This is a genomic window from Albimonas marina (assembly GCF_029223255.1).
Classification (GTDB): Bacteria; Pseudomonadota; Alphaproteobacteria; order Rhodobacterales; family Rhodobacteraceae; genus Albimonas.
Genome location: NZ_JARHUC010000001.1, coordinates 636,625 through 661,664 on the forward strand (window position 1 = coordinate 636,625; position 25,040 = coordinate 661,664).

Sequence of the window (25,040 nt, forward strand, 5' to 3'; positions counted from 1 at the left end):
GCCCGGTCGCCTACAGCGTCCGGGCCAGGCGCAGGGCGTCGTAGATCGCGGCGTGGGTGTTGCGCGCGGCGACCGCGTCGCCGATGCGGAACAGCTGGAAGGCGCCCTCGGGGTGGGTGCGCACCGCCTGGGGGCGCCGCTCGATCAGCGCCGCGTAGTCCACCTCGCCGAGGTTCGAGGACAGCGGGCGCAGCGCGAAATAGAGCTCGTCCAGCGGCCGCGTGCCGTGGTTGACCACCACCTGGTCCACCCGCCGCTCCCGCGTCGCGGGGCCGTAGTCGCTGCCCAGCGTGGCGAGCAGGGCGTTGCCGTCGCGCCGGACGCCCGCGAGGCGCCAGGACGGGGTGAAGGTCACGTCCTTCTCCTGGAGTAGGCGCAGGGCGGGGGTCAGGGACATGGCCATGACCTCGGCGGCGATGGTGCGGTCGCGGGTCACCACCTCGACCCGCGCGCCGGCGGCGGCCAGCGCCTCGGCCGCCTGCAGGGCGGGATAGTCGCCGGCGTCGTCGAAGATCAGCGCCTCGCGCCCCGGCGCCGCGTCGCCCGAGAGGATGTCCCAGGCGGAGACGACCAGCTCCTCCCCCTCGTTCAGGTCGCCCAGGTGGGGCAGGCCGCCGGTGGCGACGATCACCACGTCGGGGTCGCCCTCGAGCGCCACCGCCTCGTCGGCGAGGCTGTTGAAGCGGAAGACGGCGCCGGCGCGCTCGGCCTCGGCCATGCGCCAGTCGACCAGGTTGAGCATCTCGCGCCGCCGCGGGGTGCGGGCGGTCAGGCGGACCTGGCCGCCGGGCAGGGGCGCGGCCTCGTGCACCGTCACCGCGTGGCCCCGGGCGGCGGCGACGCGCGCGGCCTCGAGCCCCGCGGGGCCGGCGCCGATGATGGTCACGCGCCGGGGCGCGGCGGCGGGCTCCAGCGCGTGGGGCTGCTCCAGCTCCCGCCCGGTGGAGGGGTTGTGCAGGCACAGCGCCATGCCCCCCTGGTAGATCCGGTCGAGGCAGTAGTTGGCGCCGACGCAGGGGCGGATCCGCTCCTCCTCCCCCCGCAGGATCTTGGCGACCAGGTGCGGGTCGGCCATGTGGGCGCGGGTCATGCCCACCACGTCCAGCTTGCCCGAGGCGATGGCGTGGCGGGCGGTGGCCACGTCCTGGATCTTGGCGGCGTGGAAGGTGGGGAAGTCGGTGGCCGCCCGGATCTCGCCCGCGAAGTCGAGATGCGGCGCGCTCGCCATCCCCTGCACCGGGATCACGTCGGTGAGCCCTGCGTCGGTGTCGATATGGCCGCGCACGACGTTGAGGAAGTCGACCAGGCCGCTCGCCTTCAGGCGGCGCGAGATCTCCAGCCCCTCGGCCTTGCCGAAGCCGCCCGCGGTCATCTCGTCGCCCGAATAGCGCACGCCGACCAGGAAGTCGGGGCCCACGCGCGTGCGGATCGCCTCCAGCACCGTCAGGGCGAAGCGCATGCGGTCGGTCAGGTCGGGGCCGCCCCAGGGCGGCTCCAGCGCGTTGGTCAGAGGCGACCAGAACTGGTCCATCAGGTGGCCGTAGGCCTCGAGCTCGATGCCGTCGAGGCCCGCGGCCTGCATCCGCTCCGCCGCGTCGGCGTAGTCGCGCACGATGCGCGCGACGTCCCAGTCCTCGGCGGTCTTGGGCACGGCGCGGTGGGCGGGCTCGCGCTCCGGTCCCGCCGAGACCGACGGCAGCCAGTCGCCCTTGTCCCAGCGGGTGCGGCGGCCGAGGTGGGTGAGCTGGATCATCACCGCGCAGCCGTGGTCGTGGCATTCGTCGGCCAGCTCGCGCATCCAGCCCACGACCTCGTCCTTCCAGGCGAGGATGTTGTTGAACACCGGCGGGCTGTCGCGCGAGACCGAGGCCGAGCCCGCGGTCATCGTCAGCCCCAGCCCCGCCCGCGCCCGTTCGACGTGATAGGCGCGGTATCGCGCCTTGGGCATCCCGTCCTCGGCATAGGCGGGTTCGTGGCTGGAGATCATCAGCCGGTTCTTCAGCGTCAGGTGCTTGAGCCGGTAGGGCTGGAGCAGCGGATCCTGGGTCATCTCGGCCTCTCGATCGGTCTTTCAGGGTCCGGCGCGCCCAGCGGCGAGACCGGCGGCGAAACCGGCGGCGCGCCCGGCGGCGGACGGCGCGTCAGACGTCCACCGTGACATGGCCGATGGGGTGGGAGCAGCAGGCGAGGATCCAGCCCTCCTCGACGTCCTCCTCGGTGATGCCGCCGTTGTGGACCATGTGCACCTCGCCGGCGGTCTTGCGGATCTTGCAGGTGCCGCAGACGCCGAAGGTGCAGCCCGAGGCGATGTTCAGCCCCGCCGCCCGCGCCGCCGCCAGGACCGTGTCGGTCTGGGCGCAGGCGTGGACGACGCCCGAGGCCGCGAACTCGATCTGCGCGGCCACCGCCTCGTCGGGGGTCACGTCGTCGGGAATGTCGCCGGTCTCGGGCAGGGGAGCTGTAAAACTTTCCTGGTGGTAGCGGGCCATGTCGAAGCCCAGCCCCGCCAGCGCCTCGCGCACGCCGGTCATGAAGGGCTCGGGGCCGCAGCAGTAGACCTCGCGCTCCAGGTAGTCGGGGGCGGCGAGGCCCAGGATCAGCTGGTTGAAGCGGCCCCTGTAGCCGGTCCAGGGGCGGTAGGGGTCCGCCTCCTCGACCACCCAGGCGAGCTCGATGCCGGTGATGCGGGAGGCGATGTGCTCCAGCCGCTCGCGGAAGATGATCTCCGAGGGGCGGCGCGCGCAGTTGATCAGCACCACGTCGGGGTCGCGCCCGCCGTCGTACATGTGGGTGATCATCGACATCATCGGCGTGACGCCCGAGCCCGCCGAGATGAAGAGGTGCTTCTTCGCCTGCGTCTCGAAGAACGAGAACCGGCCGGCGGGGCCGGCGGCGCGCAGCCGCATGCCGGGGTGCAGGTTCTCCAGCATCCAGCGGGTGCCGAGCGAGCCCTCCTGCGCCTTCACCGTCACCGTCAGGGAGGTGGGGCGCGAGGGGGAGGAGGAGATCGTGTAGGTCCGGTGCAGCGGCCCGCCCGCAACCGGCAGCTCCAGCGTCAGGAACTGGCCGGGGCGGAAGGCGAAGAGCGCGCCGGACGGGGCCTGGAAGGTGAAGGTGACCACGTCGCGCGCCTCGGGCAGGCGGGCGACGCATTCCAGCGGCTCTGCGTCGGTCCAGAAGGCGAGGGCGGGCTGAGCGCGAGCGTTCATCGCGCTCACTCCGCCGCGACGGCGCGGGGGCCGAGCGCGCGCTCCAGCGTCTGCGCGTACCAGTCGACGAACTGGATCACGCCCGATTCCTCGGCCGGGCTGTAGGGGCCGGGGGTGTAGGCGGGGGAGTTGATGCCGGCCGCGTTCATCTCGACGATCTCGCGGTCCTCATCGTTGGTGGCGATCCAGACCTCGGTCAGGCGGGGCAGGTCGTAGTCCACGCCCTCGACCGCGTCCTTGTCCACCAGCCACCAGGTGGTGACCTCCGTCTCGGTGGGCGAGATCGGGGTGACCCGGAAGGTCAGGGAGTGGTCGGGGAGGAAGTGGCTCCACAGAGTCGGATAGTGGAAGCACAGCAGCGAGCCCGCGTCGGGCAGCGCCACGCGCCCCAGCGGGCGGCGCACGCCGGGCTTGCCGTCCATCGTGTAGCTGACGGCGGAGGCGTTCAGCGGCATCCGCGCGAGGCGATACTGCCCGTCGTCCGAGATCCGGAAGCGGGCGGGGGCGCCGGCGGCCTCGCAGCGGTCGAAATGGGCCTGCAGGCGGGGCGAGATCGATCCGTCGGGGTTCACCCCCGCCACCTCCGGATCCAGCGGGAAGGAGCGGCACAGCGCCGGGTGCGAGCCCGAGCAGTGGTAGCACTCGCGGTTGTTCTCCCACACCAGCTTCCAGTTGCCCTTCTCGACGATGGTCGAGCTGTGGGCGACCTTGGCGCGGCCCAGGTCGTGGACGGCGAGGTAGGGCTCGGCCATCGCGGCGAAGGCCTCGAAGTCCGGCGGGGTCTCGGCGAGGCAGAGGAACACCAGCCCCGCGGCCTGGCGCGCGTGCACCGGGCGCAGCCCGTGCTTCGAGGCGTCGAACTCCGGCCCCATGTCGCGCGCCCACAGCAGGCGGCCGTCGAGCTCGTAGGTCCACTGGTGGTAGGGGCAGACCAGCTTGGCGACCTTGCCGGTCTGCGCCTTGCACAGGATCGAGCCGCGGTGGCGGCAGGAGTTGTGGAAGGCCCGGATCTCGCCGTCCGCGCCCTTCACCACGATCACGTCCCAGGGGCCGACCTTCAGGCGGTGGTAGGCGCCGGTCTTGTCGAGCAGGCAGGCGGGCAGGGCGAACAGCCATTCCCGCTCCCAGATCAGGGACAGGTCCTGGGCGAAGATATCGGGATCGGTGTAGAACGGACGCTCCAGCGCGTGGCCGGGCCGACGGCGGGCGAGCAGGTCGGAGAGGGCGGCGGTCATCGGGCTGGCTCCGGCTGGCGAGGTTATCTGATCTGATCGGTTGGGCTTGAAACCCGAAGCCTGCAACGGCAGAAATTTTCATCTCGGGCGAGATGAATTCACCTGTCCCGATTGCGGCGCCGCAAGGGAGGAACGCGACGTGGCCCGGCCCTACGACCTGCCCTCGATGACCTCGCTGGTGGTGTTCGAGGCCGCGGCGCGTCGCCTCAGCTTCAAGGAGGCGGCCGCCGAGCTGAACGTGACCCCCGCCGCCGTCAGCCACCAGATCCGGGCGCTGGAGGCGGAGCTGGGCCGCGCCGTCTTCCTGCGCCAGCACCGGGGCGTGGAGCTGACCGAGGCGGGCGCCTTCCTGTTCGTGGCCCTCCAGCGCGGCTTCGCGGGCATGTCGGACGCGGTGCAGGAGCTTCGCGGCCGCGGCGAGGCGGGGGAGGTGGTGGTGCAGGCGACCACCGCGGTCAGCGCCTTCTGGCTGACCCCCCAGATCACCGCCTTCTGGCGGAGCCGGCCGGAGATCGTGGTCTCCCAGAACGTCACCGACGCCGAGCCGCCGGGCGGGCGGCCCGACCTGAGCATCCGCTACGGCCCCCCGCGGGGCGAGGGCGAGGCGCGGGAGCTGTTCCGCGACCGGATCCTGGCGCTGGGCGCGCCGGACTACGCCGCGCGGCACGGGATCCGGGGGATCGACGACCTGCTGGACGCGCCGCTGATCCACCTCCAGTCCGAGGGGGCGGACTGGACCGGCTGGGCCGACTGGTTCGCGGCGCTGGGCCGGCCCGCGCCGCGGGGGCGGCGGGTGGCGGTGGACAACTACATGATCGCCCTGCAGCTCGCCCGCGACGGGGCGGGCGCCGTGCTGGGCTGGGACGGGCTGGTGGGCGATCTGCTGGCGCGCGGCGACCTCCAGGCCCTGACGCCCGAGGCGATCCCCTCCCCCCACGCCTTCGTGCTGACCGTCCACCCCCGCGCCTCGGCCGAGGCCCGCGTCTTCGCCGACTGGCTGGCGCCGCCGAAGGGGCGAGCGGAAGGGCGGGGGCGCGACTGAGGGGCGCCCCGGGCCCGACCCGGGGCCTCGCGCGGTCCGCCGGCGGCGGGAGGCCCGCGGTCGGGCCCGGGGAGGCCTGAACGGGACGGGCGTCGGGGCCGCTCGGGGCGGCGGCGCGCCGCGGGCGCATCGGTCGGCAGGCGCCGCAACGTCATCCCGCTCGCTCATTCGGCGTTCAGCCCCGCTCCGAACTTTCGCCATGTTTGCGGGGGCTTGATGGGGCGAGGCTCCGGCTTCCGCTGCGGCGCGCCGGCCATGCGCGCGGCATCGCCCGGCGGTCCGGCCCATGCGGCGGACGGACATTCCGGCCCTCGGGGCGGTCGTTCCGCGGCAAGGGTGGCGGAGCGGCGGCGGACGGGCTAGAGCTTCGCCCAAGAGCGTCCGAAACAGGATGCCGGAGCAGTAGAGCAGGTTCGATCGTGCGGTCGCAAAATGCGCAGACCGGCGCCGAGGTGGCATCCCTCGCGTCGAAGCGTCTCCAGGTGCGTGGCAGGTTCCTCACCGCGGTGGCGCTGCCGGTCGGGGGTCCCCCCGGCCTGGCCTATCTTTCGGCGCTGGACGACCTGCTGCGGCAGTCGCCCGGCTTCTTCTCGGACGCGCCGCTGGTGCTGGACCTGGCCCAGGCCGAGGGGCTGGACGCCGACGGGCCGTTCGTGGCGCTGCTGCGCGACCTGCGCGCCCGCGGCCTGAACCCCTTCGCCGTGCAGAACGCGACCGAGGCGCAGGGCGCCGCGGCCTCCCGCGCGGGGCTCGCGAACCTGCCGGCGGGGCGCGACGCGGCCCTGCCGCGCAAGCCCGCCCCCGTCGAGGCGTCGCCCGAGCCGGACCCCGAGCCCGTCGACCCCGGCCCCGGCACGGTGCTGGTGACCGAGCCCGTGCGCTCGGGCCAGCGGATCTACGCCGAGCGGGGGGACGTGATCGTGGTCGGCTCGGTCAGCTCGGGCGCCGAGATCATCGCCCATGGCAACGTCCACGTGTACGGCCGCCTGCGCGGCCGGGCGCTGGCGGGCGTGCACGGCGACGCCTCGGCCCGGATCTTCTGCCAGAGCCTCGAGGCCGAGCTGATCGCCATCGCCGGCCTCTACAAGACGCGGGAGGAGATCGGCGACGGCTACGTCCAGCAGCCGGTGCAGGCCTTCCTGGAAGACGACGCGCTTCGGATCGTGACGCTCAAGTGAGCCCGCCCGCCGAGCCCGGCGGCCAGTGACCCAAGCAGGAGAGAGAACCAGCGTGGCAAAGATCATCGTCGTGACCTCCGGCAAGGGCGGGGTCGGCAAGACGACCTCGACCGCCGCCATCGGCGCAGGACTCGCGATGCGCGGTCACAAGACCGTCGTCATCGACTTCGACGTGGGCCTGCGCAACCTCGACGTCATCATGGGATGCGAGCGTCGGGTCGTCTTCGACTTCATCAACGTCATCCAGGGCGAGGCCCGGCTGAAGCAGGCGCTGATCACCGACCGGCGGCTGGAGAACCTGTCGATCCTCGCCGCCTCCCAGACCCGGGACAAGGACGCGCTGACCCGCGACGGCGTCGAGACGGTGCTCAACGAGCTGTCGGAGGAGTTCGACTACATCCTCTGCGACAGCCCCGCGGGGATCGAGCGCGGCGCCTACCTGGCGATGTATTTCGCCGACGAGGCGATCGTGGTCACCAACCCCGAGGTCTCCTCGGTGCGCGACTCCGACCGGGTGATCGGCCTGCTGGCGAGCAAGACCCGCCGGGCCGAGCAGGGCGAGGGCGGGGTGAAGCCGCACCTGCTGCTGACCCGCTTCGACCAGGGCCGCGTCGAGCGCGGCGAGATGATGAAGATCGAGGACATCGAGGAGATCCTCTCGATCCCGCTGCTGGGCATCATCCCCGAGAGCCCGGCGGTGCTGAAGGCCTCCAACATCGGCACGCCGGTGACCTTCGACGAGAAGACCCCTGCGGCGAAGGCCTACACGGACGCCGTCTCGCGCCTGGTGGGCGAGCAGATCGAGATGAAGGTGCAGCCCGGCGAGCGCCGCGGCCTGTTCCAGCGTCTCCTGGGCCGGACGGCATGAGCATGTTCGGCTTCTTCAGACGCCCGCCCAAGGATACGACCGCCGAGACCGCGAAGGACCGGCTGTCGATCCTGCTGGCGCACGAGCGGGGCGGCCGCGCCAGCCCCGACGTGCTGCCGATGATCCAGCGCGAGATCATCGAGGTGATCCAGCGCCACATGAAGGTGGGCAAGGAGGCCGTCGACATCCGCATCGAGCGGGGCGACGACTTCTCGACGCTCGAGATCAACATCGACCTGCCCGGGACCGGCCCCGCCGCCCCGGCGGCGAAACCGGCCAAGGCGGCCTCGGGCGCGCGCTGATCGGCGCGGCCCGCCCGGGGCCGCGCCTCCGCCGCCTCTCCCGGCCGGGCGAGGCGCCCGCCGCGCGGCGGGCGCACGCGAAAGTTTACCGATACGACCCCCTCGGCTATCCTCGCGGGTGGACGCGGGGCGTCGACGACGGGCCGCGAGCGGTCCGGCGCCCTGCACGCAAACGACCGGGATCAACCCGGCGCGGCGTTTGGGAGGATGCCGGATGATGGACGCTGACCTCGAGTTCGAGGCCTGGCGCGCGACCCTGCGCGACTTCTGCGGCAACTTCGACGTCGACCCCGGACCGGACGCCGGGCGCCGGCGCGCCGGCTTCGGCAAGCTGCTCCTGGGCGGCATGGAGATGAGCCGCATCTTCACCAACTACCCCCTCGTCGCCCGCGACCGGGCCTGCATCCGGCGCGACGACGTCGACTGCCTCTACCTGGTGCGCCAGCTCGAGGGCTGGCTGGAGTTCGAGCACGACGGGCGCGTGTGCCGGCTGGCGCCGGGCGACTGCGCGCTGCTGGATTCGCGCCGGCCCATCGCGGTGCGCTACGATCCCGGCGGCTCGGAGATGACCACGCTGCATGTCCCGCGCGAGGCGCTGCTGCGCGAGGCGCCCGAGGCCGTCGCCATCGGCGAGGCGCGCCGCGCCGGCGACGTCCGCGGCCGCGCCCTGATCGCCGCCATGGGCTTCGTCGACCGCGAGCGGATGGAGGACGAGACCGAGCGCGGCTTCCTGCTGGAGCTCGCCCGCCTCGCCTTCCGCCGCGAGCCGGGGCCCCCCGCCCTCGACCGCATGGACCTGACGCGCGACCGGGCGACGGCGCTGGTCCTCGAGATCGAGCGCGGCGCGACGGATCCCGAGTTCTCGCTCTCCGCGCTCGCGGCGCAGGCGGGCCTGTCCGAGCGGCAGGTGCAGCGCGACCTGTCCAGCCGGGGCACCAGCTTCTCGCACGAGCTGATGTCGCGGCGCATGGACCGGGTGCGCGCGGCGCTGCGCGCGGGCGGGGCCGGGGGCGCCCGGCCGCGGGTGGCGGAAATCGCCTATGCGGCGGGGTTCAACGACCTCTCCCACTTCAACCGCGCCTTCCGGCGGATGCACGGCTGCACGCCGCTGGCCTTCGCGCGCGGCGAGGGCACGGTCCCGGCCTAGACCCGGCGCGGCCCCGTCCCGAACACCCCTGCGCCCGCGGTTCCCGCCGCGGGCGCTTGTCGTCGGAGTCCCATCCGGCTGGCGCGATCGGCCAAGACCCCCTGCGACATTGCGCGCAACCTTTTCGCGCAGGAACGATCGCCCAGCCGGCCCGCCAGGCTCGGCGGGAGCGCCTCCCCGGCGCGGCCCGCCCCGTCCTTCATGTTCCCGAGCGGCCTCCGCACGCCCGACGGCGTCCGCGGCGCCGCGGCGGCCCGGCCAGGCGCAAACAAGACGTCCGCGCCGACAGGGAGACGACCATGAAGCTGACGATCAACGGCGAGAGGCACGAGCTCGACGTGCCCGAAGACATGCCCCTGCTGTGGGCGATCCGGGAGACGCTGGGCCTGACGGGCACCAAGTTCGGCTGCGGCAAGGGCCTGTGCGGGGCCTGCACGGTGCACCTGGACGGCACGGCCGTGCGCGCCTGCCAGACGCCGGTCTCGGCCGCCGAGGGCGCCGAGGTCACCACGATCGAGGGGCTGGACCCCGAGGGCCGCCATCCCCTGCAGGTCGCGTGGGTGGAGCGCCAGGTTCCCCAGTGCGGCTACTGCCAGTCGGGCCAGATCATGCAGGCGGCGGCGCTGCTCGCCGCGAACCCGAAGCCCTCGCGCGAGGAGATCGTGAACCACATGGGCGGCAACCTGTGCCGCTGCATGACCTACGACCGCATCGTCGCGGCCATCGAGACCGCGGTCGGCTGAGGGGGATGCGCGCATGACCTACCATCGCAATCCCATCACCCGCCGGGGCTTCCTGGTGCGGACCGGCGCCGCGGGCGCCGCGCTGACCATGGGCTACGCCGTCGCCGGGACGGTCGGGGGCGCCGGCCGCGCCGCCGCCTCGACCGAGGGCGGGATGATCTCGCCCAGCCTGTTCTTCGACATCCACGCCGACGGGCGGGTGACCATCCACATCGCCAAGGCCGAGATGGGCCAGCACGTGGGCACCGCGCTCGCCCAGTCGGTGGCCGAGGAGCTGGACTGCGGCTGGGAGAACGTCGACCTCAGCTACGTCGGCTTCGATCCGCGCCACGGGCTGATCCTGACCGGCGGCTCCTGGTCGGTGAACTGGACCTTCGACGCGCTCAGCCGCGCCGGCGCCGCGGGGCGCATGGCGCTGATCGAGATGGCCGCCGAGACGCTGGGCGGCAAGCCGGAGGATTACTCCGCCAGGGACGGCGTGATCTCGGGCAACGGCAAGAGCATCACCTACGGGGAGCTCGCGGCCTCGGGCGGCTCGCCGCGCAGCTTCTCGAAGGAGGAGATGGCGGCGATCCAGCTCAAGCCCGCCTCGGAGCGTCGGATCGTGGGGACCGAGGTCGCCCAGCTCGACGTGCCGTCCAAGACCGACGGGACCGGCGTCTACGGCATCGACGTCAAGCTGCCGAACATGGTGGTGGCCACGCCCGCCCCGCCCCCGGTGCGCTACGGCGCCAAGGTGACGGGGGTGGACGAGACCGAGGCCGCCAAGGTCCCCGGCTACGTGAAGCACGTGGTGGTCGAGGATCCGCTGGGCGTGCAGACCGGCTGGGTGATGGCGGTGGCCGAGACCTACTGGGCCGCCAGCCGGGCCGCGAAGGCGCTGAATATCGACTACGACGCGGGCCCCAACGCCGCCGTCTCGCTCGCGGACGTCCATGCCGAGAGCCTGCGCCTGATCGAGACGGAGGAGGACACGCGCCTCTTCGTCGATGACGGCGACGTGGAGGCGGGGCTGGCCGAGGCGACCACGACCCTGACCGCCGACTACACCACCGGCGTCAACGTCCACGCGCCGCTGGAGCCGATGAACGCCACCGTCGAGATCAGGGACGGGGTCTACCACATCCACGCGGGCAACCAGTTCCAGACCCTGATGACGGGCCTGGTCGGGGCGCTGGGCGTGGCGCCCGAGAAGATCGTCTTCCGCCAGTGCCTGCTGGGCGGCGGCTTCGGGCGGCGGCTGGACGCGGACTACGTGGTGATGGCCTGCCACACGGCCCGCGCGCTGGATCGGCCGGTGAAGCTGATCTACTCGCGCGAGGTCGACACGCTGTGCGACTTCACCCGTCCCTCGGCCACGGTGCGGCTGACGGCGGGGCTGAAGGACGGGCAGGTCGTCGCCTGGAAGAACAGCTCCGCCTCGGCCTGGGCCTCGGCCCGCCAGGCCCCGGCCTTCCTGACGCCGGACCTGAGCGGCGACCCTGAGAAGAAGCTCGACGCCTTCGCGATCAACGGGGCGGACCACTGGTACACGATGCCCAACCAGCGGGCGCTGCTGTCGTTGAACACGGTGGCGCAGGCCGCGATGCCGCCGGGCCACCTGCGCTCGGTCGGGCCGGGCTGGCAGTTCTGGGCGGGGGAGAGCTTCCTCGACGAGATCGCGGCCGAGCTGGGCGAGGATCCGCTCGCCCTGCGCCTGCGCCTGCTGGACGGCGCCGGCAAGAACGCGGGCGAGGGCGTGACCGCGGGCGGCGCGAAGCGGCTGGCGCGGGTCCTCCAGCACGTGGCCGACGCCTCGGGCTACGCCGAGCCGCGCCCGGAGGGCACGGCCGTGGGCCTCGCCTGCGTCTCGGCGCAGGAGCGGGCCTCGGCCTCCTGGACCGCCTGCGCGGCGGAGGTCTCGGTCGATGCGTCGGACGGGACCGTCACGGTGAAGAGGCTGACGCTGGCCACCGACGTGGGCACCGCGGTGAACCCCGGGGGCGTGCGCGCGCAGCTGATCGGCGCGGCGCTGTGGGGCCTGTCCATCGCGCTGCACGAGGACGTGGGCTTCGAGAACGGGGCGATCCAGGCCGACAATTTCGACGGCCTGACGCCCCTGCGGATGTGGGACATGCCGCAGATCGAGGTCGCCGTGCTCGACTCGGGCGCCTATCCCACCGGCTGCGGCGAGCCGGGCGTGACCGCGGTCGCGCCCGCCATCGGCAACGCCGTGGCGCGGGCGACGGGGGCGCGCGTGCGCTCCCTGCCGATCACCGCCGAGAAAGTCATGGCCGCGTTGAAGGCCTGACCCCGGCTCCGCCGCCGCCACGGGTCGGGGGCGGCGGATCCGCAACGACATGTCGGACAACCGACCGGGAGGAAATCATGAAACGATATTCAGTCGCGGGCGCGCTGGCGGCGCTCGTTCTTGCAGGGACGGCGCAGGCGCAGGCGCCGACGCCCGAGGCGATCCGCGCCGCCACCGCCGGCGTGGACGGCGAGGCGATCGCCGCGAACGCCCATGGCGGCACGGAGAACTGGCTCAATTACGGGCTGGGCTACGAGGAGCAGCGCTTCTCGAAGCTGACCGGCGTCACCGACGCCAACGTCGGCGAGCTGGGCCTCGCCTGGTCGCATGACATGCAGTCCCGCCGGGGCGTCGAGGCGACGCCGATCGTGGTGGACGGGATCATGTACGTCACCGCCTCGTGGTCGGTGGTCCATGCGCTCGACGCCGTGACGGGCGAGGAGCTGTGGGTCTACGACCCGCAGGTCGATCCCGCCATCGGCTACAAGGGCTGCTGCGACGTGGTGAACCGCGGCGTGGCGATCTGGAAGGGCAAGGTCTTCGTGGGCGCCTACGACGGCGTGCTGCACGCGATCGACGCGGCCACCGGCGAGGGGCTGTGGAAGGTCGACACGGTCTGGAACCACGACTTCGCCTACACGATAACCGGCGCGCCCCGCGTGGTGAACGGCCGGGTGATCATCGGCAACGGCGGCGCCGAATACGGCGCGCGCGGCTACGTCACCGCCTACGACGCCGAGACGGGCGAGGAGGCCTGGCGCTGGTTCACCGTGCCCGGCGACCCCGAGAAGCCCTACGAGAACGCGGCCATGGAGAAGGCCGCCGAGACCTGGGACCCCTCGGCCGAGTACTGGAAGATGGGCGGCGGCGGCACCGTTTGGGACGCCATGGCCTTCGATCCGGAGCTGAACCTCCTCTACATCGGGGTCGGCAACGGCGCGCCCTGGAACCGCGACGTGCGCTCGCCCAAGGGCGGGGACAACCTGTTCCTGGCCTCGATCGTGGCGCTGGACGCGACCACGGGCGAGTATCGCTGGCACTACCAGAACACCCCCGGCGACACCTGGGACTACACCTCGACCCAGCACATCATGCTGGCGGACATCGCGTGGGAGGGGGCGACCCGCAAGGTCCTGATGCAGGCGCCCAAGAACGGGTTCTTCTTCGTCATCGACCGGGAGACGGGCGAATACCTCTCGGCCGAGCCCTTCGCCTACACCAGCTGGGCGAGCCACTACGACGAGAACGGCCGCCCGGTGGAGCTGGTGGGCGCGCGTCCTGGACCGGGGCAGGCGGTGGAGGTCACCCCCTCGGCCTACGGCGCCCACAACTGGCACCCGATGAGCTACAGCCCCGAGACCGGGCTGGTCTACATCCCCGCCCAGGGCGTGCCGCTGACGCTGATGCCGGACACCGAGCGCAAGTTCAACGAGGCCTCGCCCAACTCCTACGGCGCGGGCGGCGGCTGGAACCTGGGCTACTACCTCAACGCGGTGGCGCCCAACGGCCAGGCCCGCGGGATGCTGATCGCCTGGGACCCCGAGAAACAGCAGGAGGCCTGGCGGAAGGAGTATCTCTATCCGTGGAACGGCGGCACGCTGGCGACGGCGGGCAACCTGGTGTTCCAGGGCACCTCGGACGGGCGCTTCGTGGCCTATGATGCGAAGACGGGGGACGAGCTGTGGTCGACCACGCTGGGCGTGGGCGTGATCGCGGCCCCGATGACCTGGTCGAAGGACGGGGTGCAGTACGTCACCATCGCCGCCGGCTGGGGCGGCGCCTACGGCGTGCAGGGCCGGCATACCGACAAGATCGGACCGGGCACCGTGTTCACCTTCAAGCTGGGCGGCGACGCGCCGATGCCCGAGTTCGCGGTCCCCGAGCGCGAGCTGACCCTGCTGCGGGGCGTCGCCTACGACTCCGCCGACATGGCCGAGGGCCAGGGCCTCTACGTCGCGATGTGCGCGACCTGTCACGGCACGCCGGGCCTGGGCAAGAGCGGCAACGTCCCCAACCTGGGCTACGCCGACCCCGGCCTGATCGAGAACCTGCCCGATCTGGTGCTGGGCGGGGCGATGATCCAGGGCGGGATGCCGAACTTCGAGGACAAGCTGGACGAGGCGCAGATCACCAAGATCGCCGCCTTCATCCAAGGCATCGTCGAGGTGCTGCACCCCGAATAAGCCGGATCGCGAGGCGTCTCCTCCTCAGGCCTCGCACCTGCGCGTCCCGGTCTCCCGCCCGGGGCGCGCTTTTTCTTTCGGGGGGTGTCCTGCGGCTCGCGGGGCCTCGCGACGCATGGGCGACGTCAGGGCGCTCAGGCGAAGGCCATCCAGACGGCGACGGCCGCGAGGACCGCGCCGAAGCTCCGGTTGATCCGCCGCGCGCTCCGGTCCTCGCGGAACCGCCTGGCCAGCCGGTCGCCGGCCGCGGTCCAGGCCAGGAACGCCACCAGGTTGTTCAGGGTGAAGACCGTGGCGATGACCAGGACGAGGCGCCATGCGTCGGCGCCCTGCGCCTGCGCGGCGAACTGCGTGAACATCAACGCCATGATGACGTAGGCCTTCGGATTGAACAGCAGCAGCAGGACGCCGGCGCCGAAGCCGGCGGGCGCCGCCTCGGCCGCCGCGTCCTGTCCGCCGCTGCGGAACAGCGTCCAGGCCAGCCAAAGCACGTAGAGGCTCCCGACCAGCTTCAGCGCCTGGAACGCGCCGGGATGCGTCGTGAAGGCGGCCATCGCCCCGAAGCCGATCGCCGTCGCCACGATCCAGGTGGCGACGTGATAGCCGAGATTGGCCCGCAGGGTCGCGCGCATCCCGAAGCGGGCGCCGTTGGCCGCGAAGAACATGTTCCCCGGCCCCGGGCTGTAGGCCAGCGGGAACAGGAAGGCGAGCAGGGCGGCTATGGTCGTCGTCATCTCGGGGCCTCCGGCGATCTTTGAGCAAGGATGGGCGCCCGCCCGCGGCGGCGCAGCCCGGTTCCTGCGGTGGGGGCGGTCCGCGCGCCTCAGGCGGCGCGGCCGCCCTCGACGTCGTCGGTCGCGACGACCCTGCCGTAGCTCGCGCTGAGGGGCGCCATGATCGCCGCGTGGACCTGGTCGGAGGGCGCGGACACGCCGCCGTGCACGACCGATGCGGCGGCGCAGGCGTCGCCGACCACGGTGAGGGCGAAGCCCATGTCGACCGCCGCGCGGGCGGTGGCGTCCACGCACATCTGGCTCATCGCGCCGCACAGCATCACGTGCGCGACGCCCGCCGCGCGCAGCGCCGTCTCCAGCTCGGCGCCGACGAAGGCGTTGGGGCGGCGCTTCACGACGACCGCCTCGCCGGGGGCGGGGCGCACGCCCGCGTGGATCTCGCTGCCCGCGGAGCCGGGGCGGACGAAGGGCGCGTCCGCCGAGCCCGCGACGTGGCGGATGTGGAAGACGGGGTCGCGCCGGGCCCGCGCTCCGGCGAGAAGGCGCGGGGTCTGCTGGAACGCACCACGATGCCGGTGAGCGAGTTCTGCTGGGCCGTCGGCTACGCCGACGCCTCGGCCTTCAGCCGGCTCTTCCGCTCGGTCTGCGGGGTGAGCGCCGGCGAATACAGGCGCCGCTTCGCCATCCGGTGAGCCTGGCCGGGTCGGGCCGGCGGCGGGCGTCCCCGCCCCGGCGGACCGGGGCGGGGGGCGCCGCTCAGAAGCGGATGCGCGCGGTCAGGCCGCCCGCGTGGCTCGACAGGCCCCGGCCGAAGGCGCCGTCGTAGCGCACGTCGACCTCCACCGTCTCGCCGCCGTAGACCGTCAGGCCCGCGCCCAGGCGCCCGACCACGTCGGCCACGGCCACGTCGGCCTTGAAGCCGCCGATCGAGGGCATCGCCCGACCGAAGCGCGCCTGGGTCGAGAAGGAGTCGAGCGTCGACACGCTCGCCCCCGCCCGCACCCAGGTTCCCAGGCCGAAGCCCTCGCCCAGGTCGAAGCGGCCGCCGAACTCCACCGCCGGGGTGGCGATCGCCGCCGCCTCGTCGCTGTCCGAGACGACGAGCGAGGCCTTGCCCGCCCCCGTCTCGGAATAGCCGCCGGCCGCGGTCCAGATCAGGTCGAGGTCGACCATCGGGCTGAACCACCAGTTGGCCCGCTCCACCGTCCAGGCGGCGCGGCCGCGGGCGGCGAGGGTCAGCAGGTCGTGCTCGCCGCCGACGCGCGAACCCGGGGGCGTGGCCCCGGCGACGCGCGCCACGTCGAACCAGCCGTAGCTGGCCTGCGCCGCCGCGGTCAGCGAGAGCTGGCCGAAGTTCTGCGTGGCCGAGAGGGCGGCGTAGATCGTGTCGCCCTCGCTCGACGCGCCGAAGTCGCCGTCGAAGCTGGAGGAGTCCCAGCCCAGGGCGCCGCCCAGGCTCAGGTCCTCCGACAGCGCCGTGGAGCCCGCGAAGCCGACCCCCCACAGCGAGCCGTCCCAGCCCGCCGCGGCCCCGGTTCCGCCCTGGTCGAGCGTGCGCAGGGCGCCCAGCATCTGCAGGCAGCCCGTCTCGCCCGTCAGCGCCCCCGCGGCGCGGTCGCAGTCGAACAGCGGGGCGAAGCGGGCCTGGGCGAGCTCGAAGCTCGCCGCCGCCGCGGCCAGCGAGGCGCCGGGCGACAGCCGGGTGAGCGCGTCGGGGTAGCGGCCGGCGGAGTATTCGCCCTCCAGGTCGCCGAAAAAGGCCGCGTAGCCGGCGTCGCCGCTCTCGAACACCTCGCCCAGGTAGCGGGCGACGCGGGACTGGGCCGGGGTCAGGCCCAGCGAGGCGTCGTCGAAGTTCTGCCCCGTCGCGGTGATCCGCAGACCGCCGCGGGAGGTCATCCGCTGGTCGTAGACCACGAGGCCCGAGACCACCTCGTCGAACATCCCCGTCACCGTGCCGGAGACCCGCAGGATCTCGAGCTCGACGCCGCCGATCACCGACTGCGGCTCCAGCGTCAGGCGCCCGCCCAGCGTCGCGTCGCCGGCCACGTGCAGGACGTCGGAGTCGCCCTTGAGGAAGTGGACGGCGGCCACCGTCTCGCCCCGGCGGGCCTGGGTGAAGGAGCCGGAGACGAACAGGTCCTCGCGCGTCAGGCGGTCGCCGATCACCAGCAGGCCGCGGTTGATCACGTCGGCGTTGTAGACCGAGGCGCCGGTCAGCTCGCCCCGGTTGACGACCCGCACCGGCGCGGGCGCCGCCGCCGCAGCCGCCCGCGCCGCGGTCGCGGCGGAGGCGACGGACGCGGCCGTGCCCTGGCTCGGCACGCTGCCGATGGTCGCGCCGTCGGCGTATGTCGCGACGATGCTGCCGTCGATCCGTCCCAGGCTGGCGGTGGAGATGGTCAGGCCCGAGTAGTCGTCGTTGGTGTCGCCCTGGTAGCGCACCGCCACCCCGCCCAGCGCGGAGACCGAGCCGCCGTCGTTCACCACCAGCTGGTTGCCGGACTTGCGCCCGCCCGCGATGGTCACGCCCGCGCCCTGGCTGCCGACGCCGCCCGAGACCGCGGCGTTGACGATGACCGAGACGTCGCCGTTCTCGTCCGGCCCGCTGCTCTGCGCCAGCACGCCCATCGCGTCGTCGCCCGTGGCGGAGATCGCGGCGTCCACCGTGACGGTCACCGTGGAGGCCGAGCCCGCGCCCTCCCCCGCGGCCGAGGTCGAGCCGGCCCAGGCGCCCTTCAGGCTGCCGCCCAGGCCCCCGCCGCCGCCGATGGACTGCGCCACGATGCCGTGGGCGCCGCGGCCGGAGGTGGAGATCCGGCCGTGGCTGGTCACGCTGACCCGGGCGCCGGAGCCGTGGCCCGCCGGCCGGTCGACCACGTCGCCGGTATCGGGCGTCAGGTCGAGGTCCTCGAACCCCGGGTCGCCCAGCAGGCCGCCGCCGCCGCCGATGGACTGCGCCACGATCCCGTGGGAGCCGCCGCCCGCCGTGGTCAGGCTGCCGCTGGAGAAGTCGACGGTCACGGTCTGGCCGTCGCCGTAGCCGCCGCCGACCTCGATCGAGGAGACGTTCTGGTGCCCGCGGGCGATGACGATGCCGCCGCCGCCGCCGATGGACTGGGCCACGATGCCGTGGGCCCGCACGCCCTGGGTGGTCAGGACGGAGCCGAAGTCGACGTTCACCGCGCCGCCGTTCATCGAGGCGTTGCTGCCCTGGGCGCCGCCGGCGACGATGCCGTGGGCCATCTCGCCGTTCTGGGTCAGGCCGTTGCCGACGCTGGCGATGCCGCCGCCGCCGCCGATGGACTGGGCGATGACGCCGTAGGAGTCCGCCCCCCGGGTCGAGAGGTTGTGGTAGCCGTTCAGGGTCACGGCGCCGCCCGTCTCGGCGTTGCTGCTGGCGCCGTTGCCGTTGCCGCCCAGGTGGATCGTCCCGTGCGAGCGGCGCGAGCCGTCGCCGCCCTGGCCGCCGCCGCCGCCGATGGACTGCAGGACGACGGCGTGGGCGATCTCGCCCGCGGTGTCGATGCCGCCGCCGCCGTTGCCGTCCATGGTCAGCGTGACCGCGCCGCCGACGCCGCCGTCGCCGCCCTTGCCGCCGACCCGCAGGTCGACGTCGGCCGAGGCCTCGCTGCCCTCGGCCAGCGCCGAGCCGCCGACGCCGCCGGCGCCGCCGATGGACTGCAGCACCAGCCCGTCGGCGAGGTCGCCCGAGGTGACGATGGCGCCGCCCGAGCCGTGGGTGTGGGTGACCGAGCCGCCGTTGCCGGACGTGCCGCCGGTGCCGCCCAGCGTTACGGCGAAGGTATAGTCCGTATCCGCGTCGCCGCCGCCGAAGCCCTGGCCGTTCTCGTCCGTGCCGGCGTCGTCGCCCAGCGAGCCGCCCACGCCGCCGCCGCCGCCGATCGACTGGATCAGCGCCCCGTCGGCGTCGTCGCCGTAGGTGACGATGGAGCCCTTGGTGCTCGTGGTCAGCGCCTTGCCGCCGCTGCCGCTGGCCCCCGTCTGCCCGACCGAGACGTCGAGCGAGCCGGAGGAGCCGTCCTCGCCGCCGCTGGCCGCGACGCCGATGGTTCCGCCCTGGCTGGCCCCGCCGCCGCCGCCCACCGACTGCGCCAGCAGCCCGCGGGAGCCGGAGCCGTGGGTGACGATGCGCGAGCCTTGCGCCAGCGCGACGTCGACCGCGCCGCCCTGCTGCCCCTGGCCGCCCGACGCGCCCAGGCCGATCGTGCCGGTGAAGGAATAGCCGTCCCCGGTCTGCGAGACCGAGGCCGAGCCGATGCCGCCCGCGCCGCCGCCGCCGCCGATGGACTGGGCGAGGATCGCGGCCGCGTGGTCGCCATGCGTCTCGATCGAGCTGCTCCCGTCGAGATCGACGCTGACCGTGCCGCCGTAGCCGCCCGAGCCGCCGGCCGCGCCCAGCGCGGCGCTGACGGTTGCGGTGATCGAGGCCTCGTCCCCCGTCACGCCCGCGGTCGAGGAGGCGCTGCCGCCCATGCCGCCGCCGCCGCCGACCGACTGCGCGACCAGGCCCATGGCCCCGTCGCCCTGGGTGGCGATGGCGGTCCCGCTCAGCTGCGCCGTCGCGGTCCCGCCGTCGCCGCCGGAGCCGCCCTTGCCCCCGATCGCCGCCGCGGCCGAGAAGCCGACCGAGACGTCGGTGTCGGGGATCGAGACGCTGCGCGCGATGGCCTTGGAGACGGACGAGCCGCCGACGCCGCCGCCGCCGCCCACCGACTGCACCACGACGCCGTGGGCGTCGGTGCCCGACGCGGAGCCGGTCGCCACGGTCATGTCGGCGAGGTCGACCGCGGCCGCGCCGCCCTTGCCGCCGTTTCCGCCCGCGCCCCCGACGCCGACCGAGAGCGCGAAGCCCAGGCTCGCGTCGAAGGAGAAGGCCGAGCCGCCGGAGCCGCCGCCCCCGCCCACCGACTGCGACAGGAGGCCGATGGCGTGGCTGCCGGTGGTGGTCACCCAGCCGCCGATGAAATCGATGGTCGTGGCGCCGCCGTTGCCGCCCGACTGCGCGCCGCCCGCGATCTGCATCGAGTCGATCGAGGCGCCGCCGCCGTCCGCGTTTCCGCCCGCGCCGCCGCCGCCGCCGATCGACTGGGCGATCACGCCGTGGGCGTTGTCGCCCCCGGTGACCACCACCGGCAGGGGCGCGCCGGGGATGAAGGCGCCGCCGAGGCCGACGTTGTTCAAGGTCACCGCGCCGCCGCCGCCGCCCACGCCGCCGTTGCCGCCGACGCCCGAGGGCGGAACGCCGACCGACAGATCGAAGCTCGCGCCGCCGTCGCCGCCGCCGCCGCCCACCGACTGCGCCAGCACGCCGTAGGAGAATTCGCCCGCGGTGGTCAGCGTCCCGGTCTCGATCGACAGGTCGACCGTGTCGCCGGAGCCGCCGGAGCCGCCCTGGCCGCCCACCACGTTGACGCCGCCCACGGCCTCGGCCGTGCCGCCGCCGCCGCCGATGGACTGCGCCTGGATCGCGGCGGCCGAGTCGCCCTGCGTGGCGATGTCGGTCAGGAACACGCCCCAGACCTCGCCGCCGTTTCCGCCGCTGCCGCCGGCGCCGCCGACCACGTACAGGCCGCTCTCCTCGCCCGCCTCGCCGGCGTCGCCGCCGATGGACTGGAGCAGCATCCCGCGGGAGCCGTCCTGCTGGGTGGCGATGGTGGCCTGGAAGTTGCCCCCGACCCGGCCGCCCGCGCCGCCGTAGCCGGTGGAATCGCCCTCCTGGCCCAGGAGCTGGAAGCTGTCGCCGGTCTTGCCGCCGGCGGAGCCGATGCTCTGCAGCACCACGCCGCTCGAGTCCGTGCCGGTGGTGGCGATCGAGACGGGCCCGGTCACGTCGCCGCTCGAGCCGTCGTTCTCGAAGTAGATGCCGAGCTGCAGCAGGACCGCGCCGCCGGCCCCGCCGGTGCCGGCCAGCGCCGGGGTGAAGTCGACGAAGCCGCTCGAGGGCTGGAAGTCGCCGCCGGGCCCGCCGACCGAGCGCAGCACGAGCCCCGCGGAGCGGTCGCCGTCGGTCGAGATGCCGGCGCCGTCGTACATCTGCACCGTGACGTTGCCGCCGTAGCCGCCGTTCGCGCCCGAGGAATCCTCGCGCCCGATGCCGCCCACGCCGCCGACGCTGAGCACCGCGACGCCGGGCAGCCAGTCGCCGACGGTCGTCACCTGCGCGGCGTTGTTGAGGAGCAGCGTCGTGGTCCCGTTGACGCCCTGGTCGAGCGAGCTGCCGCCGCCGCCGGCGCCGCCCGCGCGGTCGGAGCTGCCCACCGCCTGCGGCCCGGCCCCGCCGTCGCCGCCGCGGGAATAGAGCACCACGCCGCCCGACTGCTGGAGCGCGCCCACGGTCGTGATGTCGTCCTCGGGCGTCGCCGTCGCCACGAAGGAATCGTCCGGCGCCGTCAGCGAATGCGAGGTGACGGTCACGTCGCCGGAGATGGTGGCGGTCAGCGGCAGGCCCTCCTCGCCGCGCCCGCCGTCGTCGGAGGCGTCGGACGAGCCCTGGATCGAGCCCGGCCCGCCCACCGAGGCGAGGTAGATGCCGCGCACCCCGAGCGTCAGGTCCGAGCCTTCCGCCGTGACCGTGACGTCGCCGGTGTGGGTCAGCGTGATCGCGCCGCCCTGGCCGCCGTTGCCGTTCCAGTTGCCGCCCGTTCCGCCGATGGATTCCGCCGCGATCCCCCAGACGAACTTCGAGGCGGAGTCCGCGGTCACCCTCACCGAGCCGGAGTTGTCGACGGTCAGCGTGCGCCCGTCGCCCGCGGTGCCGCCGTCCTGGTCGCCGGCGGTGTCGTCCTGGCTGCCGCCCGCGCCCGAGACCATGGCCGCGTAGATCGCCGCGCCCCCCCAGGGCAGGTCCATCCACAGCGTCACGTCGCCCGAGTTGGTCAGCGCGCCTTCGCCCGCGATGCCGCCGTCGCCGCCGTCGCCGCCGCCCACGCCGTCCTCGGCGTCGCCGCCCGCGCCGCCGTAGCCGCCCAGGTAGATCGCCGTCACCCGGCCCTCGTCGTCGCCCACGCCGGGCAGGGAGCCGTCGTCGCCGCCCGAGCCGCCGGAGCCCGCTGTGCCCTGCAGGGCGATGTCACCCTGGTTGTCGAGGGTGACGGTGCCGCCGTCCCCCCCGCGCGAGCCGTCGCCGCCGGAGTTGTCGTAGCCCCGGCCGCCGTTCAGCCGCAGGAACAGGATGTCGTTCTGGGTCCCGCCGACGGTGATGTCGGCCTTGTTGGTCAGCGTGTAGGTGCCGCCCGAGGCGCCGCGGTCGTCCTCGTCGGACGAGTCGGCGCCGGTGAAGTCCACATGGGCGCCGTCGACCGCCTCGCCCGCGTCGATGGTGCAGGAGACGTCGCCGGTCGAGCTGGGCGTCTGGCAGGATTTCAGGTTCGCCGCCTGCGCCCCGAGGCCCGCGCAGATCGCGAAGCCGGAGCAGGCCAGCAGCAGAGAGCCGCGCCCCGCGGCACGGAAATTCCAGGATGAAACGGACACAGGGGCCCCCCCTCGCGCATATGAGTCGGCCGTCCGGGCGCGCACCGCCCGCGGCCGTCATTTCAAATCGCTGCGTGCGGGCCCCACCTGCTCGAACGCGCGTCCCAATATGTTAGAGCGCGATTAACCTCTGTTGAAGCAAAGATTTCTTCCGGGGGCTCCGCATCATCTCCGCGGCGCCGGACCGTCGGAAACCGCGGTCTTCGCCGCCGCCGGGCGGCCCTGGCGGCGCGGGATGCGGAAGGCGAGCGCGGCCTTCACCAGCGGATGGGCGAACCGGTCGAGGTCGAGCGATTCGTGCATCGCGAGCCCCTCCTGACCGTCGATCCGGGTGCGGATCGCGGATCGCACGTAGAACGGCGCGTCGAGCAGCGTGCGCAGGGTGCGCGGCGGCGCGCCGGCGTCGGCCCGCGTCTCGCGCGCCACCCGCCAGAAGCCCTTGGGCAGGGGCGCTTGCGGCGGCGGCGCCTGCCGGCTCGCCCGGCCCTGGTCGTCGAAGCCGAGCGCGAGCGACAGCGCCCCGCCGTCGCGCCGCTCCACCTCGTAGAGGCAGGTCGAGCGGTCCGGCCCGTGCAGGCAGCTCCAGTGCCAGCGGCGGAAATCCGCCTCCAGCGGGCGAGAGCCGGCGTTGGCGTCGAAATAGCCCTCGCCCGACCAGTCGTAGCCCCGCCGGGGGAAGGCGACCCGGGCCTGCGCGCGGGGCGCATAGGGGCGCCACAGGTGGCGGCCTTCGGGGTCGAGGCGCACCTCCACCTCGCTCAGCGCCGCGGGGCGGATCGCGATCTCGCCCCGCACCCGGTCGAGATGGGGGAAGGCGCGCTCGTCGAGCCGGGCGGTCAGGGTCTCCCCGTCCCACTCCAGCGAACTGCGCCCGATGCGCAGGCGGCGGGCGCCGCGCTCGACCTCGCCCGCCCCGCGCTCGGTCATCGTCCAGCGGCCGCCGGGGCCCGAGAGCAGGACGTTCACGCAGCAATGGTCGAGCGGATCGCGCCGCCCCGCCCAGGCGTACCAGGGCGAGAACACCGAGCCGATGAAGAAGATCACCGAGACGGCGCGCCGCGCGTCCGCATCGATGGCGTCGAGATACCACCAGGCGTAGCCGCCGGGCGGAACCTCGGCGTCGAAGCGAGGTCCGAGATCGCCGCCTGGGCCGCCAGCCCGCCGGACAGGGTCGCCATCGGCGCCCCGGGCCCCGGATGCGTCCCGCCCCCCGCCAGGTAGAGCCCCGGCAGCCGGGTCCGCGCCGTGGGCCGGCGGAACGCCGCCGTCGCCCCGTGGGGCGAGTCCCCGTAGATCGCCCCGTCGCTCCCCGGAAAGCGCCGCGCGAAGCCCGACGGCGGGGTCAGCGCGGCGCGCTCCGGCATCGGCCAGAGGCTGAGGTTCCAGGTCTCCAGCCGGCGGCTCAGGGTGGCGAGGCATCGTTCGGGCTCCTGTGGGTCGGGCGCGGCGGCGGGGTCGGTCGGGGGGGCGTTGAGGATGATCTCGAACCGCTCCGGCCCCGGCGGCGGCTCGGCGGCGTCGCCGCGGTCCTGCGCGCAGATGTAGAGGGTCGGCGCCTCGGGCCGTCGGCCGCGGGCGATGGGCTCGAACTCGGCGGCGGAGGAGGGGCCGAAGAGGACGTTGTGATGGATCAGGGGGAACCCCTCCGCCCGCGCCGTGAAGGCCCAGACGTCGGCGGAGAGGGAGCGGCGCGCGGCCAGGCGGCGGGGCGGCCCGGGCAGCGGGCCCAGCAGGCCGCGGGCCAGCGCCTCCAGGTCGCCGTTGAAGACGACCACCTCGGCGGGCAGACGCTCGCCGCTCTCGAGCGTCACGGCGCTGACGCGGCCGCGGTGGGTCTCGATGCGGGCGGCGGGCTGCCCGCAGCGAAGCTCGGCGCCCGCGCGCTGGGCCAGGTCGGCCACGGCTGCGGCCAGCGCATGCATCCCCCCCTCCGCCCGCCAGACGCCCGAGGCCTCGGCATGCCAGACCAGCATCAGCATCGCGGGGGTCTGGAAGGGGGAGCCGCCCACATAGGTCGCGTAGCGGCCGAACAGCTGGCGCAGCCGGGGATCGGAGAAGGCGCCCTCGAGCGCCGAGGCGAGGCTGCGCCCCGGCGCCATGTCGCGCAAGAGCCGCAGCGCCGAGGGCGCGAGCGCGCCGGCCACCGACAGGGGCGTGGGGCGCTGGGCGCGCATGAAAGGGCGCTCGAGCGCCTCGAACAGGCGCCGGCAGCGGGCGGAGAAGGCGGCGAACTCGGCGGCCGCGCGGGGGCCGGCGAAGGCCTCCACCGCGGCCTCGGAGTCGGCCGGGTCGGCGTGGAGGTCGAGGCGGGCGCCGTCCTCCCACCCGTGCCGGGCGAGGATGCGGGCGGGCGTGAGGCGGATGCGGCGGTCGAGGTCGTCGCCGAGGTCGTGGAACAGCTCGTCGAAGACCCGGCGCAGGGTCAGCACGGTGGGGCCCGCGTCGACCGGGCCGCCGGGGCCGGGCAGGGCGCGCGCCTTGCCGCCGGGGGCCGCGGCGGCCTCGACGATCGTCACCCGCAGCCCGGCATGGGCCAGGCGCGCGGCCGCCGCGAGGCCGCCGAAGCCCGCGCCGATCACCACCGCCCTGCTGTCAGACGAAATTGGCATGATGTC

16 protein-coding genes and 1 pseudogene are annotated in these 25,040 nt (G+C 74.0%); 9 read left to right on the forward strand and 8 right to left on the reverse strand.

Features of this window, described 5'->3' with window-relative positions; all coding sequences use genetic code 11:
• Positions 1-10: 10 nt before the first annotated feature.
• From P2H44_RS02785 to P2H44_RS02795, 3 genes are all read right to left on the reverse strand, one after another.
• On the reverse strand, positions 11-2,050 hold the full coding sequence (locus tag P2H44_RS02785) for an oxidoreductase (protein WP_275761890.1): 2,040 nt from the start codon (positions 2,048-2,050) through the stop codon (positions 11-13).
• A gap of 91 nt (positions 2,051-2,141) precedes the next feature.
• Entirely contained in the window at positions 2,142-3,209 is a 1,068-nt protein-coding gene (locus tag P2H44_RS02790) for an FAD-binding oxidoreductase (protein ID WP_275761891.1), read from the reverse strand.
• A gap of 5 nt (positions 3,210-3,214) precedes the next feature.
• Positions 3,215-4,444, reverse strand: coding sequence for an aromatic ring-hydroxylating oxygenase subunit alpha (locus P2H44_RS02795; RefSeq protein ID WP_275761892.1), 1,230 nt, complete (start codon positions 4,442-4,444; stop codon positions 3,215-3,217).
• Between the two features lie 139 nt (positions 4,445-4,583).
• Between P2H44_RS02795 and P2H44_RS02800 the strand changes: the two genes are divergently transcribed.
• The 8 genes from P2H44_RS02800 to P2H44_RS02835 all read left to right on the forward strand — a co-directional run bounded on the left by P2H44_RS02800 (position 4,584) and on the right by P2H44_RS02835 (position 14,197).
• Positions 4,584-5,486 (forward strand): LysR substrate-binding domain-containing protein, encoded by a 903-nt coding sequence (locus P2H44_RS02800; RefSeq protein ID WP_275761893.1) that lies wholly within the window; start codon positions 4,584-4,586, stop codon positions 5,484-5,486.
• A 482-nt stretch (positions 5,487-5,968) separates the two neighbouring features.
• Positions 5,969-6,664, forward strand: a complete 696-nt coding sequence (gene minC, locus P2H44_RS02805) for a septum site-determining protein MinC (protein ID WP_275761894.1) — start codon at positions 5,969-5,971, stop codon at positions 6,662-6,664.
• 52 nt (positions 6,665-6,716) lie between these two features.
• Complete coding sequence (gene minD, locus P2H44_RS02810; protein WP_275761895.1) at positions 6,717-7,532, forward strand: septum site-determining protein MinD; 816 nt, start codon at positions 6,717-6,719, stop codon at positions 7,530-7,532.
• 2 nt (positions 7,533-7,534) lie between these two features.
• Positions 7,535-7,834 (forward strand): cell division topological specificity factor MinE, encoded by a 300-nt coding sequence (minE, locus tag P2H44_RS02815; protein ID WP_275761896.1) that lies wholly within the window; start codon positions 7,535-7,537, stop codon positions 7,832-7,834.
• Between the two features lie 214 nt (positions 7,835-8,048).
• Positions 8,049-8,981 carry a helix-turn-helix domain-containing protein gene (locus P2H44_RS02820; protein ID WP_275761897.1) on the forward strand — a complete coding sequence of 311 codons (933 nt, stop codon included), beginning with the start codon at positions 8,049-8,051 and terminating at the stop codon, positions 8,979-8,981.
• Between the two features lie 299 nt (positions 8,982-9,280).
• Complete coding sequence (locus tag P2H44_RS02825) at positions 9,281-9,724, forward strand: (2Fe-2S)-binding protein (protein WP_275761898.1); 444 nt, start codon at positions 9,281-9,283, stop codon at positions 9,722-9,724.
• A 13-nt stretch (positions 9,725-9,737) separates the two neighbouring features.
• Complete coding sequence (locus P2H44_RS02830) at positions 9,738-12,014, forward strand: xanthine dehydrogenase family protein molybdopterin-binding subunit (RefSeq protein WP_275761899.1); 2,277 nt, start codon at positions 9,738-9,740, stop codon at positions 12,012-12,014.
• A 77-nt stretch (positions 12,015-12,091) separates the two neighbouring features.
• The gene (locus P2H44_RS02835; RefSeq protein WP_275761900.1) at positions 12,092-14,197 is read left to right on the forward strand and encodes a PQQ-dependent dehydrogenase, methanol/ethanol family; all 2,106 of its coding nucleotides are present in this window, start codon (positions 12,092-12,094) and stop codon (positions 14,195-14,197) included.
• Positions 14,198-14,331: 134 nt separating this feature from the next.
• Here the strand turns inward: P2H44_RS02835 and P2H44_RS02840 are convergent, their stop codons facing one another.
• Positions 14,332-14,931, reverse strand: a complete 600-nt coding sequence (locus tag P2H44_RS02840) for a LysE family translocator (protein ID WP_275761901.1) — start codon at positions 14,929-14,931, stop codon at positions 14,332-14,334.
• Positions 14,932-15,020: 89 nt separating this feature from the next.
• Positions 15,021-15,458: pseudogene (locus P2H44_RS02845) on the reverse strand (isochorismatase family protein); the annotation flags it as partial.
• Here P2H44_RS02845 and P2H44_RS02850 point away from each other — a divergent pair.
• Entirely contained in the window at positions 15,432-15,623 is a 192-nt protein-coding gene (locus P2H44_RS02850; protein ID WP_275762101.1) for a helix-turn-helix domain-containing protein, read from the forward strand. The pseudogene P2H44_RS02845 and the gene P2H44_RS02850 overlap by 27 nt on opposite strands.
• 64 nt (positions 15,624-15,687) lie before the next feature.
• On the opposite strand, the gene P2H44_RS02855 is transcribed toward P2H44_RS02850, so the two are convergent.
• The 3 genes from P2H44_RS02855 to crtD form a co-directional block, all read right to left on the reverse strand.
• Entirely contained in the window at positions 15,688-22,425 is a 6,738-nt protein-coding gene (locus tag P2H44_RS02855; RefSeq protein WP_275761902.1) for an autotransporter outer membrane beta-barrel domain-containing protein, read from the reverse strand.
• A 165-nt stretch (positions 22,426-22,590) separates the two neighbouring features.
• Positions 22,591-23,469, reverse strand: a complete 879-nt coding sequence (locus P2H44_RS02860; RefSeq protein WP_275761903.1) for a carotenoid 1,2-hydratase — start codon at positions 23,467-23,469, stop codon at positions 22,591-22,593.
• Positions 23,466-25,034: a 1-hydroxycarotenoid 3,4-desaturase CrtD gene (crtD, locus tag P2H44_RS02865; protein WP_275761904.1), complete on the reverse strand. Its 1,569-nt coding sequence runs from the start codon at positions 25,032-25,034 to the stop codon at positions 23,466-23,468. Before crtD ends, P2H44_RS02860 begins: the two co-directional genes overlap by 4 nt.
• Between the last annotated feature and the right edge of the window lie 6 nt (positions 25,035-25,040).